The following is a 17,159-nucleotide window of genomic DNA, read 5'->3' as shown; positions in this document are numbered from 1 at the left end:
AAGTAAACGAAATTAGCCCAATATAACGATAGATATGCAAATTAAGTGGTTAAAGGTTGTTCGCGTCACCGTCTTAAATAATTGTGTTCAATGGCCGAATAAATATGACATTTGGCCCTGCAATGAGATGACGCTTGATACAGCTTTTTTATTTAATTCTAAGCATTAACAGGCATTAGGAAAACCGTAATGGCAACTAGACAAGATAATACCATTAGTAATATTAAGACCCTAAACTACGATGCAGTCATCGTCGGTGGTGGCGGCTCAGGTATGCGTGCTTCACTACATTTGGCTGAAGCAGGTATGAAGGTTGCAGTTCTTACCAAAGTATTCCCAACGCGTTCGCACACGGTTGCGGCTCAGGGCGGTATCGGTGCAAGCTTGGGTAACATGAGTAACGATAACTGGCACTTTCACTTTTATGACACCGTTAAAGGGTCAGATTGGTTAGGTGATCAAGACGCTATCGAATATATGTGCCGTGAAGCGCCAAAAGTCGTCTATGAGCTTGAGCACATGGGCATGCCGTTTGACCGTAACGAAGATGGCACGATTTATCAGCGTCCGTTTGGTGGTCATACCTCTAACTATGGCGAAAAAGCCGTTCAACGTGCTTGTGCTGCTGCTGACCGTACAGGTCACGCACTGCTACATACGCTATATCAGAAAAACCTTGAGCAAGGTACTGAGTTCTTCATCGAGTGGATTGCACTTGATTTGATTAAAGATGAAGCTGGCAACATCAACGGCGTCATCGCACTTGAGCAAGAAACCGGTACTATTGCCGTATTCCAGTCGCCGATTACTGTCCTAGCGACAGGTGGTGCAGGCCGTATCTTTGCGGCTTCCACCAATGCTTATATCAATACTGGTGACGGTATTGGTATGGCGGTACGTGCAGGTATTCCATTACAAGACATGGAGTTCTGGCAGTTCCACCCAACGGGCGTTCATGGTGCAGGCGTACTATTGACCGAAGGTTGCCGTGGAGAGGGCGCTATCTTACGTAACAAAGATGGCGAAGCATTCATGGAGCGTTACGCGCCAACCGTAAAAGACTTGGCACCACGTGATCTCGTATCACGCTCTATGGACCAAGAAATCAAAGAAGGCCGTGGTTGTGGTCCTAATGCTGACCATATCGTAATGGATATGACGCATCTAGGTGTTGAAACCATTATGAAGCGTCTACCATCAGTATTTGAGATTGGTAAAAACTTTGCCAACGTAGATATCACTAAAGAGCCTATTCCAGTTATCCCAACCATTCATTATATGATGGGCGGTATTCCAACCACTATTCATGGTCAAGTGGTGACACCTGATTTAGAAGCAGGTACGGACGAAGAAGGTCAATACACACAAGGCAAGGTCGTTAAAGGTCTTTATGCCATCGGCGAATGTGCTTGTGTGAGTGTTCATGGTGCCAATCGTCTAGGTACGAACTCACTACTTGATCTATTGGTATTTGGCCGTGCTGCTGGTAAGCATATCGTTGATGAATTCCATCATGCTGACCATAATTACAAGCCACTTGATCCTCGTGTACTTGATTACACTATGCGTCGTTTGGACAAGCTGCAACAGTCTACTGAAGGGTACAATGCTCAAGAAGTGGCTGACGAGATTCGCAGCACCATGCAATTACATGCCAGTGTATTCCGTACTCAAGCAATGATGGACGAAGGCGTTGAGAAAATTTTAGCGCTAGGCGACAAAATCGACCAAATTCATTTGGCTGATAAATCACAAGTCTTTAATACTGCACGTATCGAAGCTTTTGAAGTTGCCAACTTGTACGAAGTGGCCAAAGCGACAATGATATCAGCGGCTATGCGCCATGAAAGCCGTGGTGCCCATAGTGTGTCTGATTATGATCGTCCAGAAGATGATGAGCATGCACCAAATGGCCGCGATGACAAAAACTGGATGAAGCATACCTTATGGTATTCTGAAGGCAATAAAATTATTTATAAGCCAGTTCGCAAAGTTCCATTGACAGTTGATTATATCGAGCCAAAAGTTCGCGTCTATTAGTCTTAGATGTTGCGCCTGATATACAGCAGCAGCGTTAATGTTTTATCCTTTATTAATTTATTAAAAAGGTGACCGCCAGCTACATGCACTTGCCAGCGCTAGCACACTATTAATCGGTATTTGATATCGTTTATCAGTACAGATTAATAGTTAGCGTCATCCTGTTGCAATCTTTGTATGCCCGCCATCACCTACGTGTGGAGTTTAGCATTATGAGCCGAGGTACTCGCACCATCGAAATCTATCGCTACGATCCTGATCTGGACGCAGCGCCACGCATGCAAACGTATACCATTGAGTTGTTAGACTCAGATCGTATGTTGCTTGACGTGTTATTACGCCTAAAAAAGGAAGATGAAACACTGACCTTCCGTCGCTCTTGCCGTGAAGGCATCTGTGGCTCTGATGGCATGAACATCAACGGCAAAAATGGTCTAGCATGTCTAATCAACATGAATACTTTGCCAGAAAAAGTAACGGTACGTCCGTTGCCTGGTCTTCCAGTTGTTCGTGATTTGGTCGTCGATATGAACCAATTCTACGAGCAATATGAAAAAGTACATCCGTACTTAATCAATGACCAACCAGCACCGCCAACAGAGCGTCTGCAATCGCCTGAACAGCGTGAAAAACTGAATGGTTTGTACGAATGTATCCTATGTGCTTGCTGTTCAACCAGCTGCCCATCATTCTGGTGGAACCCTGATAAGTTCCTAGGTCCATCAGCATTACTACATGCTTATCGCTTTGTTGCTGATAGCCGTGATGGTGATACTCAAGCACGTTTGGCTCGTCTAGATGATCCATTTAGCTTGTTCCGCTGCCGCGGTATCATGAACTGTGTGTCAGTTTGTCCAAAAGGCCTAAATCCAACCAAAGCAATTGGTCATCTGCGTAATATGTTGATTGACCAAGCAGGTTAATCGTTTATAATTGCATGGTTTTTTTGCAGATATAATACGAAAAACACCACCTAATATATTAGGTGGTGTTTTTTATGATTTAGACTCTGAGAGAGTTTGGCTTTTTCTTTAGATGCAAATAAGCTGTAGCGATGAGGAAAACGACCGACGATCAAAGGTAAGGCTGTGCTAACAATACGTTGGCCGTGTGTAAGAAAACATGATATATGCACAAGCAATCTATATAATTGGCAACAGTAAAAAGCATTCATCAAGAGATATTGGCTACGTTAAATGTTAGAATAGCGCATAGTTGTACTGGTAGGATGTTGTGATGAGTAAATATCAGTTAGCGATAGTTTGTGTTACTGGTAATATACCAACAAGATATCATATCGAGACAGAATAGGGTCAATATGCAGTACCTAAGGTGAGAATAGTTATTCATTACCTAAATACCTAGTATTGAACAAACAAACTATGGCCTAAAATACAGGCGTGCTACTCTATACAGCAGTGTATGTTTGGCTGAAAAGCTGTAATATGTTAGAAATAACAAGAAATTGTAGTGAAAATTATCAGTTAAAACGTTGATAGTTTAACGATAACTTTTTACCAATTAATTGGTTATGGCTAACAGTAGTATATATAAATTAATTTTGTGAAACGAGCCGGATAAGAAAACTGGACGTTCACAAATAATTGTATTGCTAATATAGATATTGCAGGTGACAGCACTTAACGTACGACAGATGACACAATAATAAGCACGATTCCATTCATTTATCTATCAAATAGACGATTATTATGAATAGTATAACTAAAGAAGCAAAAGGCTCAGGACATACAGAACTGGCCGCTGATAACGCCCAGTATATCGAAGCTCTTTATGAGCAATACCTGAATGACCCGAGTAGTGTTGATACCGAGTGGCAAACGTATTTTGCACAATACAAATCGCCAAATGATGCACCGCATAATGCCATTAAAGACCAGTTCTTATTGCTTGCCCGCAATCAGACTGCAGGCAAAAGTAGCGATCAAGCGACTAGCTCAGCGCCTAGTGCTTTAGTAGATGGTGGTAACCCAAAGAAAATGGGTGTACAGCAGCTGATTTCAGCCTATCGCCGCCGTGGTCATCGCCGTGCTAGTCTCGATCCGTTAAACCTTGAAGTACGTGCAGAAGTAGAAGATTTAACCCTCGCTTACCATAACCTTTCAGAAGCTGACCTTGATACCGTATTCCCTACCAATGATCTAAGTATCGCTAAAGATTCAGCACCTCTACGTGAAATCATTGAGATCATGGAACGTGTTTATTGCCGCCACATTGGTGTCGAATACATGCACGTAACCACCAGCGTAGAAAAACGCTGGATGGAAAAATATCTAGAAAGCAACTTAGGTCATATCAAATTTGATACAGAAAAACGTATCTCTATTCTTAAACGTCTTACAGCTGCTGAAGGCTTAGAAAAGTATCTAGCACGTAAATATACGGGTGTGAAGCGTTTCGGTCTAGAAGGTGGTGAAAGCTTTATTCCTGCTATCAATGAAATCATCCAACGTGCTGGCAGTTATGGCACCAAAGAGATGGTCATTGGTATGGCTCACCGTGGCCGCCTAAACCTGCTAGTAAACATCTTAGGTAAAAACCCTGCGGACTTGTTTGACGAGTTCGATGGTAAGGTACAGCCAGAAAAAGGCTCAGGTGATGTTAAATATCACAATGGTTTCTCATCTAATGTGATGACGCCAGGTGGCGAAGCTCATTTGGCTTTGGCCTTTAACCCGTCACATCTTGAAATCGTTGCGCCAGTATTGCAAGGTTCAGTACGTGCCCGTCAGGTGCGTCGTAATGACCAACCTCTTTTAGACAATAAAGGCGGTAATTCAGTACTACCAATCGTCATTCATGGCGATGCTGCTTTTGCTGGTCAGGGCGTGGTTCAAGAAACCTTCCAGATGTCACAAACCCGTGCTTATACCACTGGTGGTACCGTACATATCGTTATCAACAACCAAGTAGGCTTCACCACTAGCCGTCAAGAAGATGTTCGTTCAACTGAATATTGTACTGACGTGGCAAAAATGGTACATGCGCCTATCTTACACGTGAACGGTGATGATCCAGAGTCAGTCGTATTCGCAGCTCAATTGGCATTAGATTATCGTCATGAGTTTGAGAAAGACATCATTATTGATCTGTTCTGCTATCGTCGTAATGGTCATAATGAAGCTGATGAACCATCAGCGACGCAGCCACTTATGTATGCTGTCATCAAAAAGTTACCAACCACTCGTACGCTTTATGCACAGCAGCTTATCAAAGAAGGCATCCTGAATGCCGATCAAGAAAAGCAGTATGAAGATGAGTATCGTGAGTCTTTAGATCGTGGTGACTATGTTGCCAACTCATTGGTTAATGAGCCGAATGAGGGCTTATTCGTAGATTGGACGCCTTATTTGGGTCATGATTTGGTCGATGAGTGGGATACCAGCGTCGATATCGAAGTCCTAAAAGGTTACGGACGCCGTATGGCCGAAATGCCAGAGGGCTACAAGCTACAACGCCAAGTTCAAAAAGTAGTCGAGCAGCGCCTAGCTATGCAAACTGGCGAAGAGCCATTGAACTGGGGTGCAGCTGAAACATTGGCTTATGCTTCATTGGTCGATAACGATAAAGTATTGGTACGTATTACTGGTGAAGATGTAGGCCGTGGTACGTTCTCACATCGTCATAGTGAAATATACAATATCAATGACGGCAGCATGTATGTGCCATTGGCTCATATGAGTGAAGATCAAGCTCGTTTTGCAACTTATAACTCATTGCTATCAGAAGAAGCAGTGCTAGCCTTTGAATATGGTTATGCAACGACTGTCCCTAACGCATTGGTCGTTTGGGAAGCGCAGTTTGGTGATTTCGTCAACGGTGCACAGGTTGTTATTGATCAATTTATTTCAAGTGGCGAAACTAAGTGGCAGCGTGTTTGTGGTCTAACGATGCTGTTACCACATGGTTTTGAAGGTCAAGGCCCTGAGCATTCATCTGCGCGTCTTGAACGTTTCTTACAGCTATGTGCTGAAGACAACATGCAAGTTATCACGCCGACGACTCCAGCACAGATTTATCATGCACTACGTCGTCAAGCGGTACGTCCTATTCGTAAGCCGTTGATCGTTATGTCGCCGAAGAGTTTGCTACGTCATAAGTTAGCAACTTCAAATCTGGAAGAGCTTGCCAATGGTAAGTTTGAAACCGTCATTTCAGAGATGGACGATCACAACGCAGACAAAGTGACTCGTATGGTGCTATGTGGCGGCAAGGTTTATTATGACTTGCTTGAACAGCGCCGTGCACTAGGTCTAGAGCATGTAGCTATCGTTCGTATCGAACAGCTTTATCCGTTGCCAGAGCAGCGTTTGATGGCTGAGATTGAAAAATATAGCAACTTGGCTGAGATCGTATGGACGCAAGAAGAGCCGCTTAACCAAGGCGCTTGGTATTACTTAGCACCGCATATGTACCGTATTGTCGTACCGCACCCAACCAAGGCGAAAGTCATGGAGCCGGTGGCACGTCCTGCTAGTGCAGCACCTGCAACAGGTTCACCAAAGCTACACGCTCAACAGCAGCAAGCGTTAATCGCTGGCGGTCTTGGTATCAGTGTTGATGAGTTGTCTAAGTAACATATTATTGAATGTAAATGAATCAGGCGATAACAGTCAGTATGCTGTAATAAAATCTAGATAGTATTATATAAGATCGCTATCCAAGATGGCACTGACTGTTTATCACGACTTAATAACAAATATGAATATCCAAATCTAAGGAGTATATCGATGGCTGATATCAAAGCCCCCGTTTTTCCAGAATCGGTTGCCGACGGTACAATCGTTGAGTGGCATGTTACTGAAGGTCAGCAAGTTAACCGTGATGACCTATTGGCTGAAATCGAAACTGATAAAGTCGTATTAGAAGTTGTAGCGCCTGACAACGGTGTTGTGACCAAAATCGTCAAGCAAGTTGATGATACTGTTTTGTCTGATGAGCTTATCGCTCAATTTGAAGCGGGTGCAAGCGCCAGTGCAGACACTGCTACAGAAGCACCAGCAGAGCCAGCACAAGCAGCAGATGGCGGCGAGCCAGTACAAGCAGCTGCTAAAAGCGACAGCAATGATGCGGATCATAAAGATCAAAGCCCAGCAGTTCGCAAAGCTGCGAAAGAAAGCGGCGTAGATCCTAAAGAAGTTGAAGGCAGTGGTCGTGGCGGTCGTGTGACCAAAACTGACATGGCTAACCCAACACTAAAATCTGACAGCAGCATCAAATCTGACAGCGGCCGTCCAGTTGCTGAATCAACGGGTGAGCGTACTGAAAAACGTGTTCCAATGACACGTCTACGTAAAACAGTAGCGAATCGTCTATTGTCAGCATCACAAGATACTGCGATGCTAACGACGTTCAACGAAGTTAACATGAAACCGTTGATGGACATGCGTGCTAAGTACAAAGAACAGTTCGAAAAACGTCATGGCGTACGTTTGGGCTTTATGTCATTGTTCGTAAAAGCAGCAACAGAAGCACTCAAACGCTTCCCAGCTGTAAACGCTTCATTAGATGGCGATGATATCGTTTATCATGGTTATTATGATATTGGTGTAGCAGTCTCTTCAGATCGCGGCTTGGTTGTTCCAGTATTACGTGATACAGATCGCATGAGCATGGCTGATGTCGAAAGCCGTATTCGTGAGCTTGGTGGCCTTGCTCAAAAAGGTAAACTTGGTCTGAATGACATGACTGGCGGTACTTTCACTATCTCAAACGGTGGTGTATTTGGTTCATTGATGTCTACACCTATTTTGAACCCACCACAAACTGCTATCCTAGGTATGCATGCTATCAATGACCGCCCAATGGCAGTTGATGGAAAAGTTGAAATCTTACCAATGATGTACCTAGCCCTATCTTATGACCATCGTATGATTGATGGTAAAGAAGCAGTACAGTTCTTAGTAACCATCAAAGAATTGGTTGAAGATCCAGCCATGCTTCTACTAGACCTATAAGCTTCTAAGCTTGTATTGGCAACCGCTGATACAAGCTTTTTAACTTTAGTCTAGACAGTGGTATTAGCTGTTTATTGATAAATAAAGGTGTCTTGCTGACATGGTGTATTGACCATTAAGCACAGGCATACTGAGCAAAAACATCGCTTATTTATTAACGAGATAATCCTCAGTTTAAATGATATTTACAATTAGAATGATAATTAAAAATAGGAACGTACTATGAAAGACAATTATGATTTAGTCGTCATCGGCGGCGGTCCTGGTGGTTATGAAGCCGCTATCCGTGCAGGTCAGTTAGGTATGAGCGTTGCTTGTATCGAAAAACGTGTTTATAAAGGTGAGCCAGCGCTTGGCGGTACTTGCTTGAACGTTGGTTGTATCCCATCAAAAGCATTGCTTGATAGCTCACATCGCTATGAAGCGACCAAGCACGATCTTGCTGAGCATGGTATCAGCACTAGCGATGTAGCCATCGATATCGAAAAAATGATTGCTCGTAAAGAAGGCATCGTTAAGCAATTGACTGGTGGTGTTGCCGCTTTGCTAAAAGGCAATGGTGTTGATTGGCTGCAAGGCTGGGGCACATTGGTTGATGGTAAAGGCGCTGACAAGCAAATCAAATTTACTGCACTGGCAGACGAAAGCGAAACCACCATCACTGCAAAAAATGTCATCTTAGCGGCAGGTTCTGTCCCTATCGATATCCCTGTGGCCAAAACTGACGGCGATCGTATCGTTGACTCTACTGGTGCACTTGATTTCACTGAAGTCCCTAAGCGTTTAGGCGTTATCGGTGCTGGTGTTATCGGTCTTGAGCTTGGTTCAGTATGGCGTCGTCTAGGTGCTGAAGTGGTTGTTTATGAAGCCCTTCCAAGTTTCCTAGCAGCCGCTGATAAAGACATCGCAAAAGAAGCTGGTAAAATGCTGAAGAAGCAAGGTCTTGACATCCGTGTCGATACCAAAGTAACCAATGCTGAAGTTAAAGGCGATCAAGTTGTTGTCACTAGCGATACTAAAGGCGAGTCAAGTGAAGAAAGCTTCGACAAACTTATCGTTTGTGTAGGCCGCCGCGCATACTCTGAAAAATTGCTTGGCGATGACAGTGGTATCACATTGACTGAACGTGGTCTTATCGACGTAAACGATCAGTGTAAAACCAACCTTGATGGCGTCTATGCTATCGGTGACTTAGTCCGTGGCCCTATGCTTGCGCATAAAGCAATGGAAGAAGGCATGATGGCTGTTGAGCGTATTCATGGCGAAAAAGCTCAGGTTAATTATGATACTATCATCAACGTAATTTACACGCATCCAGAAATCGCATGGGTTGGTTTAACTGAGCAAGAAGCTGAAGCAGCTGGCTATGAAGTTAAAACCGGTTCATTCAACCTAGCAGCTAACGGCCGTGCACTTGCTCAAAGTGAAGCGGAAGGCTCTGTGAAAGTTGTTGCTGATGCAAAAACAGATCGCTTGTTAGGTATGCATGCTATCGCTGCTGGTGCTGGCGATATCGTCCATCAAGGTATGATCGCGATGGAGTTTGTCTCTAGTATTGAAGATCTGCAATTGATGACATTTGCGCATCCAACTATTTCAGAAGCTGTGCATGAAGCTGCTCTGTCTGCTGATGGCCGTGCTATTCACGCCATTCAGCGCAAAAAGCGTAAGAAATAAGTAGTTAGTTTGATAAGTACTGACTTATAACCTGACTGTAGTGTCGCTGTTAAAGCTATCGCTACAGTCACGAGTGCGCCAGACGGATGTCTAATATATATGCGCACTCATTTTCACTTTTTATTAATTGTAAAAAATAAAGGATACAATCAATGAATTTACATGAGTATCAAGCAAAAGAGCTGTTAAAAAGCTATGGTTTGCCGATTCAAGAAGGCATCATTGCCTATAGTGGCGACGAAGCTGCTGCTGCTTTTGATAAAACGCCAACTGACATTGCGGTTATTAAAGCGCAAGTACATGCTGGTGGTCGCGGTAAAGCTGGTGGTGTAAAGCTGGTTAAAACTCGTGAAGAAGCTAAGCAAGTAACTGAAGAGCTTATCGGTACCAATTTGGTTACTTTCCAAACTGACGCTGATGGTCAACCAGTTAACTTCGTATTGGTTGCAGAAGATATGTATCCAGTACAAACTGAGCTATATCTCGGTGCAGTCGTTGATCGTGCGACTCGTCGTGTGACTTTCATGGCATCAACCGAAGGTGGTGTTGATATCGAAGAAGTAGCAAACGAGACACCAGAAAAAATCTTCAAAGTACATGTTGATCCTTTAGTTGGTCTAATGCCTTTCCAAGCGCGCGATGTTGCGTTCAAACTTGGTCTAGAAGGCAAGCAAATCAACCAGTTCGTTAAATTGATGACTGGTGCTTATAAAGCATTTGTTGAAAATGACTTTGCGCTAATGGAAATTAACCCATTGGCTGTTCGTGAAAATGGCGAAATTGTTTGTGTTGATGGCAAAATCGGTATCGATTCAAACGCACTATATCGTCTGCCTAAAATTGCAGCACTACAAGATAAAACTCAAGAAAATGAGCGTGAGCTTAAAGCTGCTGAGTTTGACCTAAACTACGTTGCCCTAGAAGGTAACATCGGTTGTATGGTCAATGGTGCTGGTCTTGCAATGGCAACGATGGATATCATCAAATTGTATGGCGGCAAGCCTGCTAACTTCTTGGACGTTGGCGGCGGCGCAACTAAAGATCGCGTTGTTGAAGCATTCAAGATCATTCTTGAAGACAGCAGCGTTGAAGGTGTTCTAATCAACATCTTCGGTGGTATCGTACGTTGTGACATGATTGCAGAAGCCATTATCGCTGCTGTTAAAGAAGTCGATGTACAAGTACCTGTGGTTGTACGTCTAGAAGGTAATAATGCTGAAAAAGGCTTACAAATTCTAGAAGAGTCTGGTCTTAAGCTGACTACAGCTCAAGGCCTAGCAGATGCCGCTCAGAAAATTGTCGATGCGGTTAAAGCCTAAGTCTTTAATGATTGGTATTTAGCAATAAATACCAAAGCATAGTAGTCAACGCGTGATAGTGGCTTTCATATAAAAACTAACCATTAATATTGAATAAAAATGGTGTTGAGAGTCGCTATTACAAGACAACCGAATACAAGGAATAAATAATGAGTGTATTAATCGATAAAGATACCAAAGTATTGGTACAAGGTTTTACTGGTAAAAATGGTACGTTCCACTCTGAGCAAGCGATCGAATACGGTACTAAAGTAGTCGGCGGCGTAACACCAGGTAAAGGCGGTCAAACGCATCTAGGCCTACCAGTATTTAATACAATGGCAGAAGCCATGGAAGCGACTCAAGCTGATGCTTCTGTTATCTATGTACCTGCACCATTCGTACTAGATTCTATCGTTGAAGCAATCGATGCTGGCGTTAAATTGATCGTAGTGATCACTGAAGGCGTACCGACTATCGATATGCTAAAAGCAAAACGCTATCTTGAAGAAGCGGGCGATGTGCGTTTAGTTGGTCCTAACTGCCCAGGTGTTATCACTCCGGGTCAGTGCAAAATCGGTATCATGCCAGGCCATATCCATCAGCCAGGTAAAGTGGGCATCATCTCACGCTCTGGTACATTGACTTATGAAGCCGTAGCTCAGACAACTAAGCTTGGTTTTGGTCAGTCAACTTGTATCGGTATCGGTGGTGATCCTATCCCTGGTATGAACCAAATTGACGCATTGAAATTGTTCGAAGCTGATCCACAAACTGAAGCTATCATCTTAATCGGTGAGATCGGTGGTACTGCTGAAGAAGAAGCTGCTGCTTATATCAAAGATCATGTGACTAAGCCAGTTGTTGGTTATATCGCTGGTGTTACCGCTCCAGAAGGCAAGCGTATGGGTCATGCTGGCGCTATCATCTCTGGTGGTCAAGGTACTGCTGAAGAAAAGTTCAAAGCGTTTGAAGATGCTGGCATCGCGTATACACGTGACCCATCTAAGCTTGGCGAAAAGCTAAAAGAAGTTACTGGTTGGTAAGATAGGCATATGTCTGTCATATAGCTACCAAAACTATCTTGAAATAGCAGAAAGACACCCCTACAATGGGGTGTCTTTTTTTTGTTTGCTTATTTAGGGTACGAAGCTATGTCAGATGATCAGAGTGAAATTAATAACATCAAAAATATTTTGCAAGATTTATCCCAAAATATCGAAAAACATAGTTCATTGAATGTTCTTTTAGATGAGAAGGACTTCAATTTAGATAAGTTGAATTTAAGTCAGAATAATATTCAGGAAAACCTTCGATATAAGTTTCTTGAAAAACAGGTTGATGACTTGAAAAGTGAAAATGAAAGACTAAGAAGTTTTAATAGCAGTTTAAAAGAAAAATATGATAATAGCTTAGATGCGATGAAATCGCATGAGCAAAAAATGAGAGATTTTTTCAATATCTTTAGAGCTGAACAAGAAGAGAAGTATAGATATCAAATCTTAGTCGAAAAGTTAAAAAATGAGATAGTGTTATTGAATTCTGAAATTGTTAAGCAAGAAGGTAAATACTCGAAACTAAAAAATCAAATGTCCTACCGACTTGGAAGTAGACTTATAGGTGTAAAAAAGAAAAAAGATATTATTGGTTTGCCGAAAAAGGTATTTGAAGATTATATTGATTTCAAGACGAATCTGAATAAAGAGTCAATTGAAGTTATAAAAAATCCAGGAACCCAATTATTAGCTTTCAATAATTCAACTAATCATATTTTGTTTGATAGTGACTGTAGCTTCATGTTGAAGCCACAGTTTGTTTCTGTGATATTAGATAAAAATATTGCTGGTAACTTTGATTTGCAGCTATATGGGGTTAAGGTCAATACATCGGTTGATATTCAAGTTAGGTTTCAAGCTTTAGATGGAAGCTGTACTCTCCAATTCAAAGATAAATCACTAGGTCTGCATCAACTGCAAAAGGGGGAGCACTATGTGATAACCTTTACTATGACAGATGATGTAGTATTTCCTTTATTTAACATATTGTCTAACAAAGGTGGAATGAAAGTCAGTTTCAAAAAAACAAGAGGTGTACCATCTTGCTTAAGGATATCTAATAATGATGAATCAAAGATTAAAAATATATACTCTAAAAAAATAAAAGATACTATTACATCGATTTCGAAGAAACCTGAAACCACCAAGGTAGTGATCCCTACTCTTAAAAAACCTAATGCAGTGCTTTTTGAAGCTGATCAAATCATAGATACTTGTGGTAAGGAAGTAGCTAAAGCATTTGCTGAAAAAAACATAAAAAATAAATTCAGATCTGCATTGAATGTGTTAAATGCGAATATTGCTTTAGGTGATGATGAAGAATGGCTAAACTACATTAATGAATACCTGAGTAGTTTCGGATGTTCTCCTATTAGATTGACTAACCAAGTCAATAAAAATCTCTATTATAGAATTAGAGCTGATAAGACAAAAAATATAAATAGCAATACTAAAGTTAGCATAATTATGCCTGCCTTTAATGCTGAAAGTACGATCAAAAATGCTATAAATTCTATATTAAGTCAGACTTGGACTAATATAGAGTTAATTGTTGTTAACGACTGTAGTGAGGATAGTACATGGGAAATTATAAGAAAAATGGCTAATGAAGATAGTCGAATAGTTGCTATCAATAATCCTTCTAATGTCGGTGCTTATGTATCTAAAAATATTGGTTTGAGAGTAGCTATTGGTCATTACATAACAGGCCACGATTCTGACGATTGGGCACACCCTCAAAGAATTGAGAATCATCTTAAAGCTATTGATAAAGAAATAATCAAGCCTAAAGCTAGTTTAACTAGAATGATTCGTATGGAAGAAAATGGGTATTTTCCATTCTATTTAGAGGGGACCTTCTGCTTAGATGGTGTGCTGAGAGTTGCTTCAATAACTTGCATGTTTGAAACGAGCTTTTTACGAGATACTTTGGGAGGTTGGGATTGCTCGAGATTTGGTGCAGATAGTGAGATTATAGCTAGAGCTAAAATAGTATTGGGTGAAGAGTTTAAAGATTATCATCAAGTGTCTATGATATGTTTGAACGCCCCTAATAGTTTGACAAATAACCCTATTCACGGAGTCCAACGTGGCAAAGGCTTATCGCCTTCTAGAAAATTCTACAAAGACCAATGGACCGAATGGCATAAAACTTTAGATAAAGATAATGTGTATTTAGAATTTCCTCATATCAATAGAAATTTTGAAGTGCCTGTGGGTACTGAGATAGCCACAAAAAATATTTTAGAAGCCATGCATAGCGTAGATAGACAACTTGGGAATAAATAATAATATGGATGATTTATACTATCATATCAAATTGCATGCCAATGGCTCACCAAATAAACCTGCAATCGTGTTTAAAGATATTTCCATTAGTTATGAACAATTTGATAAATTTACACAGAAAGTTCGAGCTTGGATTAACCAACAAAATATAGAAAAAGGGCGTATAGGCTTAATATTTTTACCTCAGACACCTCAAGCAATCATGTGGTTTTTTGGATTAATGTCGGCTGGCATCATTCCTTCCTTTATGCCACTACCAAGCCACAAACAAGATGCAAAAAAGTACTGGGAAAGCCATCAACAATTAATCGAGTTAACAAATCCATCATTAATTATTACGACAGATGAATGGTTGTCAGCTTTTAAAGACGTTACAGTTAATATTGAATGCGCTGTTTATGGTAGCGAAATAATATCTTCATATACAAATAATGAAAGTACCGATTCTACTAAGAATGAAATTGCATTCTTGCAGCATAGTTCAGGTACCACAGGTCTGAAGAAAGGGGTTGCCCTATCTCACAAATCTGTCATGGATCAGATTGAGTCATATTCTGCTTCCTTATCTGCTACCCCTGAAGATGTTGTTGTTTCTTGGTTACCGATATATCATGATATGGGATTGATTGCTTGCACCATCATGCCGTTGGTGTTGGGACAAACGATTGTATTATTAGATCCATTTGAATGGGTAAGCAAACCTATAAGCCTATTACAAGCCATTACTGAGTATAGAGGAACGTTAGTTTGGCTACCAAACTTTAGTTTTGAACATTTACGTCGAACTGTCAAATTCAAAAAATTTGAGGGTTTAGATCTTTCTACAGTGCGAGCTTTCGTAAACTGTTCTGAACCATGTAAAGCGGAAACCTTTGATAGGTTTTTCAATCACTTTCAAGACATTGGTGCTACACAAGAAAAGTTGCAAGTATGTTATGCAATGGCTGAAACGGTATACGCAGTCACTCAGACAGAAGTTGGTAAGGTTGTAAACAAGATCTGGGTAGATGAACAAGCATTACTAGAGAATAGAGTATTGTTAACTAACTTTGGTTTTGGCTCACAGTTGCTAAGTTGTGGAAAAGTAATAAAAGGCTGCCAAGTAAAAATATTGAATCCAGATTCTTCTGAGTTGGTAAGTTCAGATTGTGTAGGTGAGATAGTAATTTCTGGCAAATTCTTGTTTGATGGTTATTATCATCGTCCCGAAAAAACTAAAGAAGTATTTGATGGTTTATGTTATCGAACCCGTGACTTGGGATTTATACATGATGGTGAACTTTATGTCCTAGGACGAAGAGATGATTTAATCATTAGTAACGGTAGAAACTATTTTGCGCATGAAATCGAAAGAATTATTAATGATTTACCTAATATTAAACCAGGTCGTAATATTGCGTTAGGGGTATATAGCGAACAAATAGGTAGTAATGAAATCTATCTGGTTCAAGAAAGAACAAAAGAAGAATTACCTGATGAAAAACTTGATAAACAGTTGATTAAAGTAATACGTCAAACAGTTCAAGATGAAATAGGTTTATTATTACGTGATGTGATTTTGGTAGAGCCTTCGTGGTTACATAAAAGTAGTAGTGGTAAAATAAGTCGAGAATTGAATAAAAGTAAATTACTAGAATTTTTAAATAAGGACAAACTATGACTCATGACGAAATTATGAAGTTAGTTGCAGATACTATTGAAGAGACATTTATGGTAAATGCTAGTGAAGTAACTCGAGATACAGTAGCAATCGATATTCCAGGTTGGGATTCTTTGTCACATATCATTCTACTATCTAATATAGAAGAAGAGGTTAACAAGGAGCTAGATTTAGAAGATGTAACTTTTAAAAGTGTAGGCGCTCTAGTTGATTTTATAAAAAATCAGCTAGATAAACAGATCTAGTTAATAATATAATTATTATTGATATGAAAACGTATTAGAATCTTAATTCTCGATAAATGATGATATATCTATGGCAAATTTCCCTCATACAACATTTAATAACATTAAAGAAATAAGTTTAAATCAAGACTTCGTACAAGATTTTAGTGTTAAAGAAAAAGGAATAAAATTAGAGTGTCGAATAAATCAAAAAGTAAAAAATGATTATTTAGTAGTTACTCCCAATGGAGCCGTTGACAGAGAAAAATATAGATTACCAGTTTTTGCACGTTGGAATTATCAAAGCATATTTAACTCATCTATACTATCTGTATCTGACCCTGCACTACTATTAGATGACGCTTTGAGAATTGGGTGGTTTGCAGGAACAAACCAATTAGATATTGCTCAATTTGTATCTGAAGTAGTTATTAAGGTAGCTGACCAGTTAGGAATTGCACATGACAGAATTATTTTTTGGGGTAGTTCATCCGGTGGTTTTGCTAGTGTTTTACTAGCATCTAAAATTAATGGTTCTTGTTTTGTTAGCTTTAATGGTCAATCCACTATCAATAATTATTATGCAGGGCATGTTGAAGATTATAGAAAGGTATTTGATAGTCAATCGAGTATAGGTGATATTTTACAGAGCTACCCTTCTCGATGGTCTATCATTACTGCCTTAGATAAATCTTATAAAGATGGATTGTCAACTAAAGGTGTGGTAGTGCAAAATGTAATTGATGAAATGCATTATCTAACCCACTACACACCATTTTGTGAACACTTTGGTTTGCCTTTGAAGGGTGGTAAAAGTAATAATTATGGGCTTTGGTCGTTATTATTTGAGCACCAAAAAGGTCATGGACCTGAAACCGCAGAGATAGCAAAACAGGTCGTTAAAGAATATCTGCCAAAAATTTTGGGTGAAAATAAATAGA

At 40.4% G+C, this 17,159-nt stretch carries 11 protein-coding genes; all 11 read left to right on the top strand.

What is annotated here, in order from left to right; genetic code table 11:
- Positions 1–189: 189 nt before the first annotated feature.
- Positions 190–2,040 (top strand): succinate dehydrogenase flavoprotein subunit, encoded by a 1,851-nt coding sequence (gene sdhA, locus AAEY75_RS04755; RefSeq protein WP_352258765.1) that lies wholly within the window; start codon positions 190–192, stop codon positions 2,038–2,040.
- A gap of 212 nt (positions 2,041–2,252) precedes the next feature.
- Positions 2,253–2,963 (top strand): succinate dehydrogenase iron-sulfur subunit, encoded by a 711-nt coding sequence (locus tag AAEY75_RS04750; RefSeq protein ID WP_055123743.1) that lies wholly within the window; start codon positions 2,253–2,255, stop codon positions 2,961–2,963.
- Positions 2,964–3,749: 786 nt separating this feature from the next.
- Positions 3,750–6,635 carry a 2-oxoglutarate dehydrogenase E1 component gene (locus AAEY75_RS04745; RefSeq protein WP_352258763.1) on the top strand — a complete coding sequence of 962 codons (2,886 nt, stop codon included), beginning with the start codon at positions 3,750–3,752 and terminating at the stop codon, positions 6,633–6,635.
- A gap of 153 nt (positions 6,636–6,788) precedes the next feature.
- A complete protein-coding gene (odhB, locus tag AAEY75_RS04740; protein WP_352258761.1) occupies positions 6,789–8,015 on the top strand; it encodes a 2-oxoglutarate dehydrogenase complex dihydrolipoyllysine-residue succinyltransferase in 1,227 nt (408 codons plus the stop codon).
- Between the two features lie 222 nt (positions 8,016–8,237).
- Positions 8,238–9,692, top strand: a complete 1,455-nt coding sequence (lpdA, locus tag AAEY75_RS04735; RefSeq protein ID WP_197215557.1) for a dihydrolipoyl dehydrogenase — start codon at positions 8,238–8,240, stop codon at positions 9,690–9,692.
- Positions 9,693–9,844: 152 nt separating this feature from the next.
- Positions 9,845–11,011: an ADP-forming succinate--CoA ligase subunit beta gene (gene sucC, locus AAEY75_RS04730; protein WP_110922030.1), complete on the top strand. Its 1,167-nt coding sequence runs from the start codon at positions 9,845–9,847 to the stop codon at positions 11,009–11,011.
- A 149-nt stretch (positions 11,012–11,160) separates the two neighbouring features.
- On the top strand, positions 11,161–12,036 hold the full coding sequence (gene sucD / locus AAEY75_RS04725; RefSeq protein ID WP_110922029.1) for a succinate--CoA ligase subunit alpha: 876 nt from the start codon (positions 11,161–11,163) through the stop codon (positions 12,034–12,036).
- A gap of 108 nt (positions 12,037–12,144) precedes the next feature.
- The gene (locus AAEY75_RS04720) at positions 12,145–14,334 is read left to right on the top strand and encodes a glycosyltransferase family 2 protein (RefSeq protein ID WP_352258758.1); all 2,190 of its coding nucleotides are present in this window, start codon (positions 12,145–12,147) and stop codon (positions 14,332–14,334) included.
- A gap of 4 nt (positions 14,335–14,338) precedes the next feature.
- Positions 14,339–15,994, top strand: a complete 1,656-nt coding sequence (locus tag AAEY75_RS04715) for an AMP-binding protein (protein WP_352258756.1) — start codon at positions 14,339–14,341, stop codon at positions 15,992–15,994.
- Positions 15,991–16,239, top strand: a complete 249-nt coding sequence (locus tag AAEY75_RS04710; protein ID WP_352258754.1) for an acyl carrier protein — start codon at positions 15,991–15,993, stop codon at positions 16,237–16,239. Before AAEY75_RS04715 ends, AAEY75_RS04710 begins: the two co-directional genes overlap by 4 nt.
- A 70-nt stretch (positions 16,240–16,309) precedes the next feature.
- Positions 16,310–17,158, top strand: coding sequence for a hypothetical protein (locus tag AAEY75_RS04705; RefSeq protein WP_352258752.1), 849 nt, complete (start codon positions 16,310–16,312; stop codon positions 17,156–17,158).
- The last annotated feature ends 1 nt before the right edge of the window (position 17,159 follow it).

Origin of the sequence: Psychrobacter sp. TB55-MNA-CIBAN-0194 (assembly GCF_040309505.1) — a bacterium.
Taxonomy (GTDB): Bacteria; Pseudomonadota; Gammaproteobacteria; order Pseudomonadales; family Moraxellaceae; genus Psychrobacter; species Psychrobacter fozii.
This window is presented reverse-complemented; position numbering and strand designations above follow the sequence as displayed.

Bases quoted from the DNA above. Each gene is read 5' to 3' on its own strand.
- AAEY75_RS04720 (WP_352258758.1), top strand. From the start codon at position 12,145: ATGTCAGATGATCAGAGTGAAATTAATAACATCAAAAATATTTTGCAA.
- sdhA (WP_352258765.1), top strand. From the start codon at position 190: ATGGCAACTAGACAAGATAATACCATTAGTAATATTAAGACCCTAAAC.
- AAEY75_RS04745 (WP_352258763.1), top strand. From the start codon at position 3,750: ATGAATAGTATAACTAAAGAAGCAAAAGGCTCAGGACATACAGAACTG.
- sucC (WP_110922030.1), top strand. From the start codon at position 9,845: ATGAATTTACATGAGTATCAAGCAAAAGAGCTGTTAAAAAGCTATGGT.
- lpdA (WP_197215557.1), top strand. From the start codon at position 8,238: ATGAAAGACAATTATGATTTAGTCGTCATCGGCGGCGGTCCTGGTGGT.
- sucD (WP_110922029.1), top strand. From the start codon at position 11,161: ATGAGTGTATTAATCGATAAAGATACCAAAGTATTGGTACAAGGTTTT.
- AAEY75_RS04705 (WP_352258752.1), top strand. From the start codon at position 16,310: ATGGCAAATTTCCCTCATACAACATTTAATAACATTAAAGAAATAAGT.
- AAEY75_RS04715 (WP_352258756.1), top strand. From the start codon at position 14,339: ATGGATGATTTATACTATCATATCAAATTGCATGCCAATGGCTCACCA.
- odhB (WP_352258761.1), top strand. From the start codon at position 6,789: ATGGCTGATATCAAAGCCCCCGTTTTTCCAGAATCGGTTGCCGACGGT.
- AAEY75_RS04750 (WP_055123743.1), top strand. From the start codon at position 2,253: ATGAGCCGAGGTACTCGCACCATCGAAATCTATCGCTACGATCCTGAT.
- AAEY75_RS04710 (WP_352258754.1), top strand. From the start codon at position 15,991: ATGACTCATGACGAAATTATGAAGTTAGTTGCAGATACTATTGAAGAG.